Raw genomic sequence first — 16,423 nt, forward strand, 5'->3', positions numbered from 1 at the left:
CCGCGGCGAGTCGTGCTCACCGACGACGGGCCCGCGCTCATCGACGGACCTGTCGACCTGGTCACCGCCGACGGCGCCGTGCTGCACTGCGACCGTTTCGTGGTGGCGCTGTGTCTGTGCCGTCGGTCGAGCACCTACCCGCTCTGCGATACCAGCCATCGGCGCCGACGTCATCCGAGGAGCGCGCAGTGATGCCCGGCCGATCCCTCCCGCGCCCGCGCGGCGAGCTGTCCGCCGCGGTGGTCGAATTGCTCACGCGCACACCAGGTTCGGCGGTTCCTGAGGCTGCCGGACTCGACCCCTACGGCGAAGATCTTCTGCTGACCCTGCACACCTGCTACGAACTGCATTATCAGGGATTCGCCGGTGTCGACGAGAACTGGGAATGGGACCCCGACCTCCTGCGTGTGCGCCGCGACCTGGAGAACACCCTGCTCACGGCGCTGCATGCCGATGTCCCCGGTGGCGACGACGTCGAGGGGGAACTCGACCGCCTGCTCGAACCGACCAGCGACACCGACGGCATCGCCGGATTCCTCGCCGAGCGGGGGACCGCCGACCGATTGCGCGAGTACTTCGTCCACCGCTCGATCTACCACCACATCGAGGCCGACCCGTATGCCTGGGTGATCCCGCGGCTGCGCGGACAGGTGAAAGCGTCGCTGGTGGCGGTGGAATTCGACGAGTTCGGCGGCGGGCGTGGCGAACGCGTCCACGCGCAACTGTTCGCTGACCTGCTCTCGGGCGCCGGCCTCGAACCGGGCTACCTGCACTACCTCGACACGGTGCCCGCGCCGATGCTCGCACTGGTGGACATGATGTCGCTGTTCGGCCTGCATCAGGGGCTGCGCGGCGCACTGATCGGGCATTTCGCCACCGCCGAGATCACGTCGTCGCCCGCCTCGCGGCGCCTCGCCGGGCTGGCCCGCACGCTGCTCCCGCATCCCGCCTGCGCGCACTTCTACGCCGAGCACGTCGAGGCCGATGCCGTGCACGAACAGGTGATGCGGCGCGATGTGATCGCCGGGCTGCTGGCCGCGGAACCGGGCTCGGCTGCCTCGATCGTCTTCGGCATCCAGGCGACGAACCTGCTCGAAGACCGCTTCGCCGATCACGTCCTGAAGTGCTGGAACGAGGACCGCAGTTCCCTGCGCGAGCCGCTCAGTGCACCCGCCGAACCTGCGTGAAGGTGATGGCGACCGGATAACCGCCTTGTGCCCGGTCGTAGGCATCGTGATCGGCGGTGAGGTGGTCGGTGATCGAGTGCATCACATGCCAACCGAACCCCGCCGTGTCGATCGGGTCGGTGTCCCCGCACACCGCACCTACCTCGATCCGGATCCGGAACCCGTCGGCGACGACGTCGCAGTTGAGTTGGGAATCGGGCACCGCGCCGAGAATCAGGCACGTGGCTGCCTCGTCGAGCGCTACTCGCGTGTCTGCCACCTCGTCGACGGTGAAACCCGCGATCAGGGCGACGGTTTCGGCGACGGCCCGGAGCATGACAACCTGGCTGAGATCGGCGTCGATCTGAATTTGGATCGATGTCGCATGTATCGAATCGGCGATGATCCTGTCGCTCGAATCCACGATGTCCTCCTCCCGAACTGCGCTGGAGTGGCTTCACGGTGCGCATACCCAGGAATCGGTGGGGTGAAACAGCTCCTCACTAGCCGGATTCCGGTCCCGACGCCTCGTCGATGGACAGGTAGTACCGAAACAGCGGCCGCACGCCGACCAGGCCGAGTGCCCGCTCCACCTCACGGCTTCCGGTGAGCAGTCGGATATCGACCCCCCGTGCCCACGCGTCGGCTTTGGCGACGCCGAGCAGCGCGGCCATCCGCAGGCTGAGGAACTCGGTATCGCGCAGATCGAGGACGACCACGCGCGCGCCGGAACGCACCGAGCGGTCGAGCAACGCACAGAAGCGGGGCATCCGCGCCGCGTCGAGTTCGATACCGCCGTGTAGTACCCAGCAGCCGGGTCGTCCCGGATCGCGCAGCGCCAACTCCGCTGCGGCAGCCGCAGAGCACCCGCGATACCAACGCAGTCGGCTCGGATGCCGACGATCCATGACGACAGACATAGAACCTCCTGTGCGACAGGAATGTCCGGCTCGCGCCCGCCGGTGCGGAACAGGCCGACTTGCGGGAAGCGGCACACGAGAACCAGGGTCGGCTGGAGGTCTCAACCTGCAACAATTCTGGCACGTGCCGCCGTTGCTGTCACCGTGTTGGCGTCGGCTCGGCGAGTGCCTGCTCCCGCAGCAACGCCAAGGTCCGCGACAGGATCCGGGAGACCTGCATCTGGGAGACGCCGAGCTCCTCGGCGATCTGGCCCTGTGTCTTGGCCTCGTAGAAACGCATGATCAGCACCCGCCGCTCCTCGGCGGGGAGCGCGGCGATCAGCGGGCGCACCGCCATCGCGTCCTCGGTGAGCTGATAGCACGGTTCCTCCGAGCCGAGGGTGTCGGTGATCGGCTGCGAGGAATTGTCGCGACCGTCGTGGGTGACACCGTCGATGGAGTTGGTCTGATAGCCGTTGCCCGCGACCAGCGTGCGGGTGACCTCGACCAGGTCGACGTCGAGTTCGTCGGCGAGTTCGCGCGCATTGGGCAGCCTGCCGAGTCGCTGCGACAGCTCCTCGGTGGCGGGTCCGATCCTGAGCTGGATCTCCTTGAGCCGACGCGGCACGCGCACCGCCCACGTGCGATCACGGAAGTGCCTGCGCACCTCGCCCATGATCGTCGGGATCGCGAAGGACAGGAAGGAGGAGCCACGGGTGACGTCGTAGCGATCGACGGCCAGCACCAGCCCTACCCGGGCGGTCTGCTCGAGGTCGTCGAACTGCTCGCCACGGCCGTTGAACTTACGCGCGATGTGGTCGGCGAGCGGCAGACACAGTTCGATGACCTGCCCGCGTAGCGCGTCGTGGTGTTCATCGCCGTCGGGCAGTGCCCGCAGCTTCTCGAACCACGGTTCGATGTTGTCGTAGCTGTCACCGTGCGAATGTGATCGCCGGGCGGTCGGACGATCGGCTGCTGCAGTTGAATCCCATGTCATCGCTACTTGCCTCACTTCCAGGCGGTTGCAGATGTGTTCATGGGGTACCCACCGGGACCCGGGGCCATGCCCTACCTAAGAGGCTAGCGCCCGATGGTCACGACTCGGTAGGTCCGTGCAATCGTCGGATCCAGCCGAATTCGACGGTGGTCGGGTAGCCGCCGCGGGCCGGGTCGAAGCCGGCGTAATCGGTGCGCAGCGCGTCGGTGAGCGTCGCGACGACGTGCCAGCCGAAAGATTGTTCGTCGAGGGCGTCGGGCTCTCGTGCCAGTGCGCTCACCCTGGCACCGAGGGCGCCGTCGCCACCGGTGAACGAGCAGTCGAGCTGGGAATCCGGCATCGCGACCATCATCAACGCGGTGGCGACCTCGTCGAGCGCCAGGAGCAGATCGGTGACTTCGTCGAGCGCGAAACCACCCACGAGCAGGACGGTCTCGGCGAGTGCGTGCACCATGCTCAGCTGGTCCAGCTCGGCGGGCACCTGGAATCCGACGGTTCTCGAGCGGGGAGCGGTGTCGCGATCTCGAGCTCGCACGCCACCTCCCTCATCACCGACCGTTTGGTCGGAGGTTACCCCGTAACCATCAGGTCACGCCTCTGGCCCGTTTCGGATCGTCCTCCGCCGAGGCCGAATCGCTGTTTGCCGCGCGCAGAACGCGGTAGTCCATCCTGGACGGCGGCAGCCCGATTTTCGAATTCCGCGAGTGTGACGAAGGGACGACGAAATAACATGACCGACCACGATGTTCCGTCCGAATTCACCCACCCGCCCACCCCACCGGACGAGGATCCGGGGACACCGTGCGAGCAGGCGGGCCCGGCCCCCGACCAGGAGGGACCCGCATTGCGCGGCCCCACCGGCGCCCCGATTCCCGGCGAGGCGACCGTGCGCGCCCAGCAGGGCCCTCGGCTCACCACCCCGCAGGGCGCGGGCGTGGCCGACACCGATCACGCGCTCAAGGCGGGTCCGCTAGGTCCGACGTTGCTGCAGGACTTCCATCTGCGGGAGAAGATCACCCATTTCGATCACGAGCGCATCCCCGAGCGGGTGGTGCACGCCCGCGGCACCGCCGCCCACGGGGTTTTCGTGGCCAACGGTGCCGCGGCGTCGCTGACGCGGGCGAAGTTCCTGGCCGCCGACGCGCGCACACCGGTATTCGTCCGCTTCTCCACGGTGCTCGGCTCACGCGGGTCGGCCGACACGGTGCGTGACACCCGTGGCTTCGCGGTGAAGTTCTACACCGGCGAAGGGGTCTACGACCTGGTCGGCAACAACATCCCGGTGTTCTTCATCCAGGAAGCGATCAAATTCCCCGATGTGATCCACGCCGGGAAACCGGAGCCGGACCGCGAGATCCCGCAAGCGCAATCCGCCCACGACACCTTCTGGGACTTCGTCACCCTGCACACCGAGGCGACCGCGCATACCTTCTGGAATATGTCCGATCGGGCGCTGCCGCGCTCGTTGCGGATGATGGAGGGATTCGGCATCCACACCTACCGGCTGGTCGCCGAGGACGGCACGACGAGTCTGGTGAAATTCCACTGGAAGCCGCGCCTTGGCGTGCACTCGATGCTGTGGGAGGAATGCCAGCTGACGGCCGGGTTCGACCCCGATTTCCATCGCCGGGATCTGGCCGACTCGATCGCGGCGGGCATGACACCGGAGTGGGATTTCGGCGTGCAGGTGTTCCCCGATACGCCCGAGCATCTCTTCGAGGGCATCGATCTGCTCGATCCGACCAAGCTCGTGCCCGAGGAACTCGCGCCGGTGCAGACGATCGGCACCCTGCGGCTCACGGCGAATCCGGAGAACTTCTTCGCCGAAACCGAGCAGGTCGCCTTCTGTCCGACCCACTTGGTTCCTGGTATCGAGGTCACCGACGACCCGCTGCTGCAGGGCAGGTTGTTCTCCTATCTCGACACTCAGATCAGTCGCCTCGGCGGACCGAACTTCACCCAGTTGCCGATCAACACACCGCACGCCGATGTCAACGACCTCTCCCGTGACGGTATGCACCAGGGCGCTGTGCACGCCGGAGTCGCTGCCTACAAACCCAATTCGCTGGGCGGTGGTTGCCCCTACGCGGCGAGTTTCGCCGACGACGCCTATGTCGAATCCCCGACGCCCATTCCGCCGCCGACCGCGAAATTGCGGACCTCCGCCAACAGCGCGGGCTCGGTATCGTTCGCCGACCACTACTCGCAGCCGCGGATGTTCTATCGCAGCCTGACCGCGGGCGAACAGCGGAATCTGGCCGACGCGTTCTCGTTCGAACTCGGCAAGTGCCTGTCCGAGACGATCCAGAAGCGTGGTCTGCAGATGCTGGTCAATGTCGATGACGGGCTGGCCGACTATGTCGCCGGGCAACTCGGGCTCGACAAGCCGTCCCCGAACAGCGAACCCATTGAGCTCGCGCCGAGTCCCGCGTTGTCGCAGCGGCACGGCAGTTTCCCGGTGGACGGGCGGACGGTGGCCGTACTGGTCGACGAGGCCACGTCGGCCGACGCGGTGCAGGAGGTCTCGACCGCTTTGGAAGAGGCCGAGGTCCGGCCGATGGTCGTGGCGGCACGCGGCGGAGTGATCGACGGCGTACCGGTGGCACGGACCTTCGCCACGATGCGGTCGGTCGAATTCGACGGTGCGCTGCTGCTGGCTGCCCCGGAGGACTCGAGGGTGAACCTGCTGGTCGAGGAGATGTGGCGGCACGGCAAGGCGATCGCGGCGGTCGGTACCGCGGTCTCGGTGCTGCAGCGCAACGACATCGACTCCGACGCACCGGGAATCACCGTCGCCGATTCCGGGGCGGCCGCGAGCGGACTGCTCACCGACCTGGGTGAGCATCGCGCGTGGGCGCGCATCGAAGGCGAGTCCTGAACCGTGCCGACGTTTCGGGTCCCCTCGTCGTTTCGACTGCGGGCACGCGGGCATTCCCTCCCTGTGGCAATCGGCCGAATGTAGAACGGGCGCCGAAGAACCGGCCGAGCCACGCGTTTCGTTCGACGGTGTCGACACCGGAATACCTCGGGGCAGGTCGAGCGTCCCACCGCGATGCCAACGACGTCATCGCGGTGTGCACGCTCGACCTGCGTCGCGGCCTTCGCGGGCGCGCGATGCGCGCGCCCGCGTGCTTTGACGAACAGGAGGCGATGATGTTCGCGATCGAGCTCACCGAGCCGAGCCCGGTGCCCGCACCCCCGGATCCCGCGCCGCCGGGCCCCGCGCCCGACCCGTTCCCGCCGGGTCCCGGCGACCCCGTGCCGACGCCGCCCGTCCCGCCCGGCCCGGCTCCGGTACCCGCTCCGCCGGTACCGCCCGGTCCCGATCCGGTGCCGGCCCCGCCGACTCCGCCCGGTCCCGGTGAGCCGGTACCCCCACCTGCCCCGCCCGGCCCCGACCCGGTGCCGCCGCCGGTCTTTTGATGACCTGGTGGTCGTCGGACCCTAGCTGAGGGTGTCGACCTGGGCGCCTTCGTGCGCGGTCAGCAGCACGTGGTCGAGCCGGGTTCGCAGCCGCACCTCGTCACTGGCTACGGTCGGCAACTCGGCCACCACGTGTTCGGCGATCGCGCGCAGCTTCACGTTGGTCTCCTGCGAACGCCACCGAAGCACCCGGAACGCCTGGTCGGCGTTGACGCCGTAGGCGAGCATCAACGCGCCCTTGGCCTGCTCGATCACCACGCGCGCCTCCAGCAGTCCCGGCAGCGTGCTGTCGAGCGCCTCGCGCCGGTATTCGGCCGCGGTATCGGACAGGTCGATGTAATAGCCCTCGGTGCCGATCACCGTCCCGTCCTCGTCGACGAGCGGCTCCGACACGACCAGCACATCACGCACCCGCCCCTGCGTATCGACGATGCGGTGATGGCTGGAGAACACGCCGCTGTCCTCGACAGAGGTGATCATCGCCGCGACCCGATCCCGATCGTCGGGGTGCTTGTGCGAGACCAGCATCTCGGTCGTCGGCACGGTGCCGGGCAGGTACCCGTGCATCTTCGCGACCTCGTCGGACCATTCCCATTGCCGGTCGGCCGATCGAAAGCGGAAACGGCCGACCGTCAACGAGTCGCCCACTCCGATCACGCGCTCGACAAGAGCGCGCTCTGCCATGGATTCGTCGTCCCGTTCGGTCATGGTCTGATTATTCACCCTGGATGGCGCGCCTGTTTGCACCTGGCAGACCCGGGTAGGCCGTTGATGGGTCCCCAGGACGGCCCACGGTCACCAGGTGGCCGAGAAACAGCCTGAAAGGAACATCATGGGTATCGCTGACAAGGCGAAGAACAAGGCCGACGAGCTGGCAGGCAAGGCCAAGGAAGCTACCGGTCGCGCTACCGACGACCGCAAACTCGAGAACGAGGGCCGCGGTGATCAGGCGAAGTCGAACCTCAAGGACGCAGGCGAGAAGGTCAAGGACGCTTTCCGCGACTGACCTGCTGTACGCCGCCCGGGTCATCGGTCCTGCACGGGCCGATGACCCGCGCTCACTCCGCGGGTGCTGGAGGTGATGGAAGTGTCCGCGCATGTTCCGACGGTCGGCGTCGAAGAAGAGTTCCTGCTCACCGATCCCGAGTCCGGGGCGCCCGTGGCGAAGAACACCCAGGTCGCCGCTACCGCGAAACGGGCGGGGATCGATCTGCAGCTGGAGCTGACGAGCTGTCAGGTCGAGACGAGCAGCGCGGTGCACTCCGATATCGGAGCCCTGCTGGCGGAATTGCGGACCTCGCGGCGCCGGGTGGCCGAATGCGCGGCCGAGAACCGAACCCGCCTGCTGGCGGTCGGGGTGCCGCCGACCCTGGTCGAGGGATATCCGGTCACCGATACACCGCGCTACCAGCGCATCGCGCACTCCTTCGGCATGATCGCCCACGAGCAGGGGCTGTGCGGGTGCCACGTGCACGTGGCCGTTCCCGACCGCGATACAGCGGTCCTGGTCAGCAATTATGTCCGCCCGCGGCTACCGATCCTGCTGGCGTCGACCGCGAACTCGGCGATCTACCGTGGCAGCGAAACCGGTTACGCGAGTTGGCGCAGCATCCTGTGGCGCCGATGGCCCAGTGCGGGTCCGCCACCGTATTTCACCTCGCTGCGTGACTACGAATCGATCGTCGCGATGATGCGGGCCAGCGGCAGCATTCTGGACAATAAGATGGTGTATTGGGATGTCCGCCCGTCGGAGAGCTTCCCGACCGTCGAAATCCGGGTCAGTGATGTCCCGGCGACCGTGGAGGAATCCGCCCTGCTGGCCGCGCTCATTCGAGGAATCGTCAGTACCGCACTCGATGCGATCGCTCAGCACATTCCCGCTCCGGCGGTGTCCGGCGAGGTATTGCGCGCCGCCTATTGGAACGCCGCGCGCTCAGGTCTGGACGGCGACGGACTCGACCTTGTCGCCGGTCGCGTCGTTCCCCATCGTGAACTACTCGCCGAGCTCATCGACGACATCGCACCGGCACTGCGTCGTTGTGGCGACCACACGTTCGTCACCGAGACGGTCGCGAGACTCGGCGAGCGCGGAAACGGCGCGCGTCGGCAACTGGCGGCGTGGAATCGAAGGCGCGAGATCGGCGATGTCATCAGCGAACTCGCCGACGCCACCCTCGAAGGATGCCGCTGACCGCTTCCGGCGGCATCAGATCCATCACAATCGCTGACACCACCGACTCGGCGTGCTCAAATGGAAACACCTGCCGTCTTGAGCTACCAGGATCGGCCGGGGCAGTGTGTACCCCTGCCGGTGTCGAGGGATCGAGCACTCGTGAACACCCATTCCAGTCATGGCGACGATGCGATCCGGGTCGGGGAATCCGACTCGGCACTACGCGCTGAGGTCACCCTCCATCACACAGCGACCGTGCTGCACGTGCACGGCGAGATCGACGCGTGCAACCTGCTTTTGTGGCGCGTGATTCTCGACGATGCCATCGCGGCGGAGGGGGAGTCGGGTCATCTGGTGATCGACATCAGAGATGTGACCTTCATGTCGTGCCGGGCGATCCTCGACATGGCTACCCGCGCCCGACAGAGCGAGCTACGCACGAGCGTGGTCATTCCCGTGCCGTCGGTCACCAACCGGATCATCGTCGCCGCAGGCCTCACCGAGTGGCTACCGGTCTACGTCAGTCGCACCGAAGCCATAGCCGCCGCGCCCACGGTTCCGCTCCAACAGTCCATCCGGACCACCCCGCCGGCGTCGTGGACGACGACGTAGGCACGGTTCACTCGTTCGCGACGGAATTCGTCAGGAGCGGGAGCAACGCCTTGGCGCTGACCATATGGTCCTGTCCGGCGAGCACCCGATGCGTCGCCTGGGGAATCGCCGCGGCCAACTCCCGCGCCACCTGCTGCATGCCGGGCGGGTTCTTCTCTCCGACAACGATATTCACCGGCACCCGGATGTTCTCGAAACGCTCTACCGGGGGGAGTACCTCGGTGATGGCGATGTCGTACATCAGCGTGGGAGCGAGTGCCTTCATCGTTTTCCAGCCGGGGAACAGCGGTAGCAGCGCGACGAACGCACCCGGCATCCCGATCCCGCGCAGGAATGCCTTCAGCGCCCGCGCGTTCTTCGCCTCGCCGAGAAGTGCGCGTACCGACTCGCCCAACTCGGCATAGGACGCCCGCTCGGCCTCGTCGTGCACATAGGGCGCGTCGTAGACCACGACCCTGTCGATCTTGTCCGGCATCCGGACCGCCGCTTCGAGTGCCAGCGCGGCACCCGATGAATGCCCGTAGAGAATCGCGCGCCCGCCGGCGGCATCGACAACGGCCTCGATATCGTCGACTTCCCGCTCGATCGCATACGGCAGCTCGTTCCCGCTGTCCCCACGCCCGCGCCGGTCATAGCTGTAGACGGTGAACTTCGAGGCGAACACCCCCACGTCGGCGACGATCGGCCGAAACCTCCGGAAACACGTCGCGCCGGTGATGTACACCAGTACAGGTCCGTCGCCGGACACGTCATACGCGAGTTCGGTGCCATCCTTCGATGTAGCGATCCTCATAACTCGTTCCTCTCGGTGCCGGGCGCGCGATCTCTGATCCGATGTCTTCTACCAGTACGACGCCCTCGCCCCCCGAAACTCATCGGTGCGTCGAGAAGCCCTGCCCGTTCCGAGCTGTATATTTGCGCCGCAGTCGGACCGGGACGCGTGTTCGACACGGCGAATCGGGAGGATAAGTGGTGATGGGTTCGGGCGTGAAGCGGGCAGTCGCTGTGGCGCTGGCAATCACGGTATCGGCGGTACCAACCGCCTCCGCTGATCCCGCGTCCGACGGACTCGAATTCTATTCGCCCGCACCAGAATCAGTGGCCGGCGAGCACGGCTCGGTGATCGCGTCCCGACCGATAGTCGGGGATCCCGGACTACCGGGCGCGCACAATTTCCTGGTGCTCTACCGGTCGGTGGATATGGGCGGGCAGCCGGTCGCTGTGTCGGGCACGGTCGCTGTTCCCGAGGGAACTCCGCCGCCCGGTGGTTGGCCGCTGATCTCCTGGGCACACGGAACCACCGGCACCGCTGATGTGTGCGCGCCTTCGCGCGATACCGGCGCCGAATTCCCCGCCCACGACTACACCTCGTTGACCCGCGAGACCCTGGCTCAGTGGGTGGCAGCCGGATACGCGGTGGCGCAGACCGACTATCAGGGTCTGGGTACGCCGGGGCCGCACGGATATCTCATCGGTGAGGCCGAGCAGCGTGCGGTCGCCGACATGGCGCTGGCCTCGCGCGCGATCGCGCCCGAGATCGGCACTCGCTGGGTGGCGATGGGACATTCCCAGGGCGGCCAGGCCGCGGTGTTCGCCAACGCGCGCTCGCAGCAGTGGGCGCCGCAGCTGCAGTTGCTGGGTTCGGTGGCCATGGCGCCCGCCTCGCATCTGGGGGTGGTGGTGCGGGGGTTCGCCCTCGCCGAGCGCACCGGCATCGCGGACAAGGTCGACGCGCCGGCCGGGTCGGTGTCGTTCATCCCGTTGTTCATTCGTGGCGCCCAGACCGTCGCCGCTATCGACCCCTCGAAATTCCTTGTGGACAAGGCTGTTTCGATGGTGGATCAGGCCGACGATCGCTGCATCGGACAATTGCGTGAGCGGAATTCCTGGGGTGCCCTCGGCGCGGGCGAGGCGTTCTCCGCCGATGCCGACCCCAGCGCGCTGGTGAAGGTCCTCGACGACAACGACCCCAGCGGGTTGCCCCTCACCACCCCGATGCTAGTGCTGCAAGGCAAGGCCGACACCGTCGTCCTGCCGGCGGGAACCGACGCCATGGTCGCCCAGCAGCAGCTCAGCGGCGGATCCGTGGAATACCGCACCTACCCCGGCGTCGATCACCGGGCCGTCCTCGGCGCGGGCAACGCCGACGCCCTGGCGTGGGTGAACGCCCGCTTCGCCCGTTGAAGCGCCCACGGGCGAGGAACCGGACGGCGGTCACGATGTCCGGCGAAACCACGGCGGATGTGGTCGCGGCGTCCGACGGTCAGGCGTCGAGGTTGGTAGCGTGGCCGACGTGCGCTTGCGCACAGCAGTTGCGTAGGTGCTGGTAGCGGGCCTGGAAGGGTCGGCTGCGGTTGTCTGTGGAGTCGCCTGTCCCACGACGAGAGGCCGTTCGATGCGTGCGCGAATCAGTGTGACCGTCGATGGGCGGACGCGGGTGGTCGACGTCGACACCCGCACCACCCTGTTGGATGTCCTACGCGAACAGCTGGGCGTCACCAGCCCGAAGAAGGGCTGCGATCGCGGACAATGCGGGTCGTGCACGGTCCTGTTGGACGGACGAAGGGCGACGTTGTGCCTCGCGCTGGCCGTCGCCCACGACGGCGCCACGATCGTCACCGCCGACGGACTCGCCGACGGCGACGACCTGCATCCGGTCCAGCAAGCCTTCCTCGAACACGACGGCTTCCAGTGCGGATACTGCACGCCGGGGCAGATCTGTTCGGCGGTCGGCATGCTCGACGAGGTGAAGGCAGGCGCTCCGAGCCAGGTGAGCGCTGATCCGACGGCCGAGAACGCGTTGAGTGCCGCCGAGATCCGGGAACGGATGAGCGGCAATCTGTGTCGCTGCGGGGCGTATCCGAACATCGTCGCGGCGATTCAGGAGGTCGCCCGATGAGGGAGTTCGCCTACGAACGCGCCACCGACGCGGGGCACGCGGTCGCCGCGGTTCTCGCCGAACCCGACGCCGTATTCCTCGGCGCGGGAACCAATCTCGTCGATCACCTCAGACTGGGGATCATCGCGCCCGGCAAGGTGGTGGATGTCAGCAGACTGCCGTTCGATCAGGTGACCGACCTGCCCGACGGTGGTATGCGCATCGGTGCGGCGGTACGCAATGCCGACCTGGCCGCGCATCCAGCGATCCGGGCGCGCTATCCGATGCTGTCGGCCGCCCTCGTGGCGGGAGCGTCCGCCCAACTGCGCAACCTCGCCACCACCGGCGGAAACCTGTTGCAGCGCACCAGATGTCCCTACTTCCAGGACTCGACTGTGCCGTGCAACAAGCGCGAGCCGGGCAGCGGATGCTCGGCGATCGGCGGGTTCGATCGCGACCAAGCCATCCTCGGCGCTTCCAGTCGGTGCATCGCCACCCATCCCTCCGATATGGCGGTGGCGATGGTCGGGCTGGGCGCGATAGTGCGGGTGCTCGGCGCGCACGGCGAGCGTGAAATCCCGCTGGTCGACCTGTACCGGTTGCCCGGCGACGAACCCGAACGCGACACCGTCCTCGAGCACGGGGACCTGATCACCGCCGTCGACCTGCCCGCGCTCGAGTGGGCTACCACCTCCACCTACCGCAAGGTCCGCGATCGTGCGTCGTTCGCCTTCGCGCTGGTCTCGGTGGCGGCCGCCGTCGACATCGCCGACGGGGTCGTGCGAGATGTGCGGATCGCCTTCGGTGGTGTCGCGGCCAAACCATGGCGAGCGCACACCGCCGAGGCCGAACTACGCGGGCGGGCTCCCACCGAGGACAACGTCGCCGCCGCGGCGGATGCCGAACTCGCCGACGCGCGCCCACAGCGTCAGAACGGATTCAAGATCGCCTTGGCGCGCAACGTCCTCGTCGCGACCCTGCGCGAGCTGAGCGAGGCGCCGTGAACTCACCGGCGATCGGCACCTCACCCACCCGCCTCGACGGACCGGCCAAACTCCGCGGTGTCGCGCCCTACGCGATGGAGCATCCGCAACCGGATCCTCTGTACGGCGTCGTGATCCAGTCGACGATCATCCGAGGCCGCATCCGTGAGATCGACACCTCCGCGGCCGAGCGGATCGACGGTGTCGTCGCGGTGCTCACCCACCACAACGCCGCCCGGCTGGCCGTCGACGACGACAACGAACTGTTCATCCTGCAGAACGACGAGATCGCGTTCCGCGGGCAGGTGATCGGCGCGGTCATCGCGACGAGCCCGGAAGTGGCCTGTGAAGCCGCCGCGCAGGTGCGCGTGACCTATGACGAGCGGCCCGCCGACGTCACGCTCGATGCCGACAGCGAGAACCTCCACGCTCCCGAGGAGGTGAGCGGCGGCTTTCCCACCGACACCTCGATCGGCGACGTGGACGCGGCCATGGCCATCGCCCCGGTCACGATCGACCAGACCTATACGACCGCGATGGTCCACAACAATCCGATGGAACCGCACGCCACCGTCGCGCACTGGACCGACGACGACACCCTGGTGCTGTACGACTCCACCCAGGGCCCACACGTCGTGCGGGCCCAGATCGCGCCGCTGTTCGGGTTGGCGCCCGAACAGGTGCGGGTGATCGCGCCCTTCGTCGGCGGCGGCTTCGGGTCCAAGGGCGAGCCGCACGCCAATATCGTGGTCGCGGCGATGGCGGCGAAACTGTCCGGCGGGCGACCGGTGAAACTGCCACTGACCAGGCAGCAGCTGTTCTCCCTCGCCGGTTACCGGACCCCGACCATCCAGCGGGTCCGGCTCGGCGCGCATCCCGACGGCACCCTGACCGCGATCGCCCACGCGGCGATCGCACAGGCCTCCACGGTGAAGGAATTCGCCGAACCGACCGCGGTGGTCAGCCGCGTGATGTACGCGGCGGCCACCCGATCGACCTCGCACCGTTTCGCGACGCTGGATGTCCCGGTCGCGTCGTGGATGCGGGCGCCCGGACACTGTCCTGGAATGTTCGCGGCGGAGACGGCGATGGACGAACTCGCGGTCGCCCTCGGCATGGACCCGATCGCCTTGCGCATGCACAACGAACCCGAGGTCGACCCGGAATCAGGGCACCCCTTCTCTACGCACGGGCTGGCCGAATGCCTACGAACCGGGGCACAGCGCTTCGGCTGGGCCGAACGCGACCCGGCGCCGAAGTCGCGGCGCGAGGGCCGCTGGCTGATCGGATCCGGGGTCGCGGCGGCCACCTACCCGGCCGACACCGCCGCGGGCAACAGCGCCCGCGTGCGTCGCACCGGCGACCGCTACGAAGTCGCCATCGACGCGGTGGACATCGGCACCGGCACCTGGACCTCGCTCGGCCAGATCGCCGCCGACGCGCTCGGTGTCGACCCGGACCGCATCGAGCTGCGCATCGGCGATTCCGATCTCCCAGAGGCGACGGTCGCGGGCGGTTCGACCGGCATGGCGTCGTGGGGCTCGGCCGTGGTGGCGGCCGCGCGGGCCTTCCGTGACAGATTCGGCCAGGACCCCGCCGACGGCGCCGAGATCACGGTGCAAGCCCCCGAATACCCTGAGCGAGAGAGCTTTTCGACCCATGCCTACGGTGCCCACTTCGTCGAGGTCCGCGTGAACTCCGACACCGCCGAGATCCGGGTTCCCCGTGTGGTCAGTGTCTTCGGCGCGGGTCGCATCATCAATCCGCGGCTTGCCCGTTCGCAGTTCGTCGGCGCCGTCACCATGGGTCTGTCGATGGCGCTACTCGAACAGAGCGAATTCGATCCGCGCCTCGGCACGGTCGTCAACCACGACCTGGCCGGGTACCACATCCCGGTCAACGCCGATATCGGCGAGATCGATGTCAGCTGGATCGATGAACACGACCCGCATCTGAACCCGATGGGCAGCAAGGGAATCGGTGAGATCGGCATCGTCGGGTCGGCGGCCGCGATCGGCAACGCGATCTACCACGCCACCGGCGTCCGCCTCCGGCATGTCCCCATCCATCTGGAAGACCTGCTCGGCGCGCTGTGATCAACAGCGAGTCGGCGCGGGTTCGCCGCGGAATCGCGCTTCGATGAAGTTCCAGGCCTCGGGCAGACCCGCCACCGCGGTCGTCATGTGTTCGGCGATCTGATAGCGGGAGAAGGTGACCGGCGCGCCCGCCGCGCAGTAGCGGGTGGCCACGTCGTCGACGGCGTCGAAGGGTGTCAGTTCGTCGAAGACGCCCTGCCAGATCAACATCGGGGTCTCGGGAATCTCGGGGTCGTAGCGCAAACTGTTCTCGCGCAACACCGCCCGCGCTTCGGGACTGTCCATCAGGGACTTGGTCGCCGCCAACTGTTCGGCGCTGCGGGCCACACCGTGGAACAGCAGAAAGCGCCGGCATTCGTCAGCGGTGAAGTCGCGGAACCACAGACCCTCGCCGTTGAGCTGGTCGGAAATGGGCAAACGCTGCGGGTATTCGCGTTCCAGGCCCATCGCCGCCGCCCAGGCGAGGCCGAAACCGGGATGGTGGCCGAAGCCGATCCCGAGGGCCATCTGTTCGAGGTCGGCCGGGATGCCGCCCGCGGCGACGCCGGCGAGCTTCAACTCCGGTGCGTAGGTCGGTTGCATGGCGGCGGCCCACGCGGTCGCCAGTCCGCCCCCGGAGTACCCGGCGAGTGCGATGGGGGACTGTCCGAGGCCGAGTTCGGGCGCTCGCTGCAGCGCACGCACGCTGTCGAGGGTCACCATGCCGCTGAGCCTGGCGGCGCCGTAGGCGACATTCGGGCCGAGGTAGTCGGGCAAGGCGACCGCCCAACCGCGCCCCAGCGGCAGGACCGCGCCGAACGCATCGGGGGTCTCGTCGTTGATCAGCGAGGTGGAGGGGTTGCACTTGGTGCCGAGGGAGTTGATCAGCGCCTGGTACGACACCAGCGGCGGGTTCGCGACACCGGCGGGGATCAAGACCGTGGTCACACCCATGATCGGGTCGCCCGCGGAGTCGGTCGAGCGGAACGCGACGTGCCAGATGTCGGTGCCCTGGTAGGCGCCGAGGTTGAACTTGCGTTGCCGCACCACGTCACCGGGAGCGAAGTCGCCGATATCGGCCGGTGCGGTGAAGAAGGGGTCGGGATTCGGTGTGGGGTAACGCGGTTCCGGCGTCGCCATGGGAGCGAAAATGGCGACGGTGAGGCTGTAGAACAGCGCCGTCAACGCGGCCGTCAATATCCGGCGCATGGAAATTC

The 16,423-nt window shown here is 67.6% G+C and carries 18 protein-coding genes; 11 read left to right on the forward strand and 7 right to left on the reverse strand.

Translation table 11 applies throughout. The features are described from left to right. Positions 1-12: 12 nt before the first annotated feature. Together OHS03_RS05965 and OHS03_RS05970 are read left to right on the forward strand one after the other, a co-directional pair. Positions 13-192 carry a CDGSH iron-sulfur domain-containing protein gene (locus tag OHS03_RS05965; protein ID WP_245661687.1) on the forward strand — a complete coding sequence of 60 codons (180 nt, stop codon included), beginning with the start codon at positions 13-15 and terminating at the stop codon, positions 190-192. Further along, positions 192-1,187, forward strand: a complete 996-nt coding sequence (locus OHS03_RS05970; protein WP_328661408.1) for an iron-containing redox enzyme family protein — start codon at positions 192-194, stop codon at positions 1,185-1,187. The genes OHS03_RS05965 and OHS03_RS05970 overlap by 1 nt, the downstream gene beginning before the upstream one ends. Here OHS03_RS05970 and OHS03_RS05975 read toward each other — a convergent pair. The 4 genes from OHS03_RS05975 to OHS03_RS05990 all read right to left on the reverse strand — a co-directional run bounded on the left by OHS03_RS05975 (position 1,162) and on the right by OHS03_RS05990 (position 3,597). Beyond that, positions 1,162-1,590 (reverse strand): ATP-binding protein, encoded by a 429-nt coding sequence (locus tag OHS03_RS05975; protein WP_328661410.1) that lies wholly within the window; start codon positions 1,588-1,590, stop codon positions 1,162-1,164. The two genes, OHS03_RS05970 and OHS03_RS05975, sit on opposite strands and share 26 nt — an antisense overlap. A gap of 79 nt (positions 1,591-1,669) precedes the next feature. Further along, positions 1,670-2,086 carry an STAS domain-containing protein gene (locus OHS03_RS05980; protein WP_328661412.1) on the reverse strand — a complete coding sequence of 139 codons (417 nt, stop codon included), beginning with the start codon at positions 2,084-2,086 and terminating at the stop codon, positions 1,670-1,672. A 139-nt stretch (positions 2,087-2,225) separates the two neighbouring features. After that, entirely contained in the window at positions 2,226-3,062 is an 837-nt protein-coding gene (locus OHS03_RS05985; RefSeq protein WP_056823036.1) for an RNA polymerase sigma factor SigF, read from the reverse strand. A gap of 97 nt (positions 3,063-3,159) precedes the next feature. Continuing rightward, positions 3,160-3,597 (reverse strand): ATP-binding protein, encoded by a 438-nt coding sequence (locus OHS03_RS05990; protein WP_056823038.1) that lies wholly within the window; start codon positions 3,595-3,597, stop codon positions 3,160-3,162. Between the two features lie 195 nt (positions 3,598-3,792). Here OHS03_RS05990 and OHS03_RS05995 point away from each other — a divergent pair, with 195 nt between their 5' ends. Next, positions 3,793-5,940: a catalase gene (locus OHS03_RS05995; protein ID WP_328661414.1), complete on the forward strand. Its 2,148-nt coding sequence runs from the start codon at positions 3,793-3,795 to the stop codon at positions 5,938-5,940. 128 nt (positions 5,941-6,068) lie between these two features. After that, complete coding sequence (locus OHS03_RS06000; protein WP_328661416.1) at positions 6,069-6,485, forward strand: hypothetical protein; 417 nt, start codon at positions 6,069-6,071, stop codon at positions 6,483-6,485. A 21-nt stretch (positions 6,486-6,506) separates the two neighbouring features. Here the strand turns inward: OHS03_RS06000 and OHS03_RS06005 are convergent, their stop codons facing one another. Continuing rightward, positions 6,507-7,193 carry a PAS and ANTAR domain-containing protein gene (locus OHS03_RS06005; RefSeq protein WP_062988414.1) on the reverse strand — a complete coding sequence of 229 codons (687 nt, stop codon included), beginning with the start codon at positions 7,191-7,193 and terminating at the stop codon, positions 6,507-6,509. 124 nt (positions 7,194-7,317) lie between these two features. Here OHS03_RS06005 and OHS03_RS06010 point away from each other — a divergent pair, with 124 nt between their 5' ends. The 3 genes from OHS03_RS06010 to OHS03_RS06020 all read left to right on the forward strand — a co-directional run bounded on the left by OHS03_RS06010 (position 7,318) and on the right by OHS03_RS06020 (position 9,270). Further along, positions 7,318-7,491 carry a CsbD family protein gene (locus OHS03_RS06010; RefSeq protein ID WP_328661417.1) on the forward strand — a complete coding sequence of 58 codons (174 nt, stop codon included), beginning with the start codon at positions 7,318-7,320 and terminating at the stop codon, positions 7,489-7,491. Between the two features lie 75 nt (positions 7,492-7,566). Next, positions 7,567-8,676 (forward strand): glutamate--cysteine ligase 2, encoded by a 1,110-nt coding sequence (locus tag OHS03_RS06015; protein WP_407942502.1) that lies wholly within the window; start codon positions 7,567-7,569, stop codon positions 8,674-8,676. Positions 8,677-8,817: 141 nt separating this feature from the next. Then, positions 8,818-9,270 carry an STAS domain-containing protein gene (locus tag OHS03_RS06020; RefSeq protein WP_328661421.1) on the forward strand — a complete coding sequence of 151 codons (453 nt, stop codon included), beginning with the start codon at positions 8,818-8,820 and terminating at the stop codon, positions 9,268-9,270. 7 nt (positions 9,271-9,277) lie between these two features. Here the strand turns inward: OHS03_RS06020 and OHS03_RS06025 are convergent, their stop codons facing one another. Further along, a complete protein-coding gene (locus OHS03_RS06025; RefSeq protein WP_328661423.1) occupies positions 9,278-10,063 on the reverse strand; it encodes an alpha/beta fold hydrolase in 786 nt (261 codons plus the stop codon). Positions 10,064-10,245: 182 nt separating this feature from the next. On the opposite strand from OHS03_RS06025, the gene OHS03_RS06030 reads away from it, so the two are divergent. The 4 genes from OHS03_RS06030 to OHS03_RS06045 all read left to right on the forward strand — a co-directional run bounded on the left by OHS03_RS06030 (position 10,246) and on the right by OHS03_RS06045 (position 15,227). Then, positions 10,246-11,454: an alpha/beta hydrolase family protein gene (locus OHS03_RS06030; RefSeq protein ID WP_328661424.1), complete on the forward strand. Its 1,209-nt coding sequence runs from the start codon at positions 10,246-10,248 to the stop codon at positions 11,452-11,454. Positions 11,455-11,665: 211 nt separating this feature from the next. After that, a complete protein-coding gene (locus OHS03_RS06035; RefSeq protein ID WP_062988422.1) occupies positions 11,666-12,169 on the forward strand; it encodes a 2Fe-2S iron-sulfur cluster-binding protein in 504 nt (167 codons plus the stop codon). After that, positions 12,166-13,152: an FAD binding domain-containing protein gene (locus tag OHS03_RS06040; protein ID WP_328661426.1), complete on the forward strand. Its 987-nt coding sequence runs from the start codon at positions 12,166-12,168 to the stop codon at positions 13,150-13,152. The genes OHS03_RS06035 and OHS03_RS06040 overlap by 4 nt, the downstream gene beginning before the upstream one ends. Beyond that, positions 13,149-15,227, forward strand: a complete 2,079-nt coding sequence (locus OHS03_RS06045; protein WP_328661428.1) for a xanthine dehydrogenase family protein molybdopterin-binding subunit — start codon at positions 13,149-13,151, stop codon at positions 15,225-15,227. Before OHS03_RS06040 ends, OHS03_RS06045 begins: the two co-directional genes overlap by 4 nt. Here OHS03_RS06045 and OHS03_RS06050 read toward each other — a convergent pair whose 3' ends face one another. Then, on the reverse strand, positions 15,228-16,415 hold the full coding sequence (locus OHS03_RS06050) for a lipase family protein (RefSeq protein ID WP_062988428.1): 1,188 nt from the start codon (positions 16,413-16,415) through the stop codon (positions 15,228-15,230). Positions 16,416-16,423: the final 8 nt, after the last annotated feature.

The sequence above is a fragment of the Nocardia salmonicida genome, assembly GCF_036142455.1.
In the GTDB taxonomy this organism is placed as follows: Bacteria; Actinomycetota; Actinomycetes; order Mycobacteriales; family Mycobacteriaceae; genus Nocardia; species Nocardia salmonicida.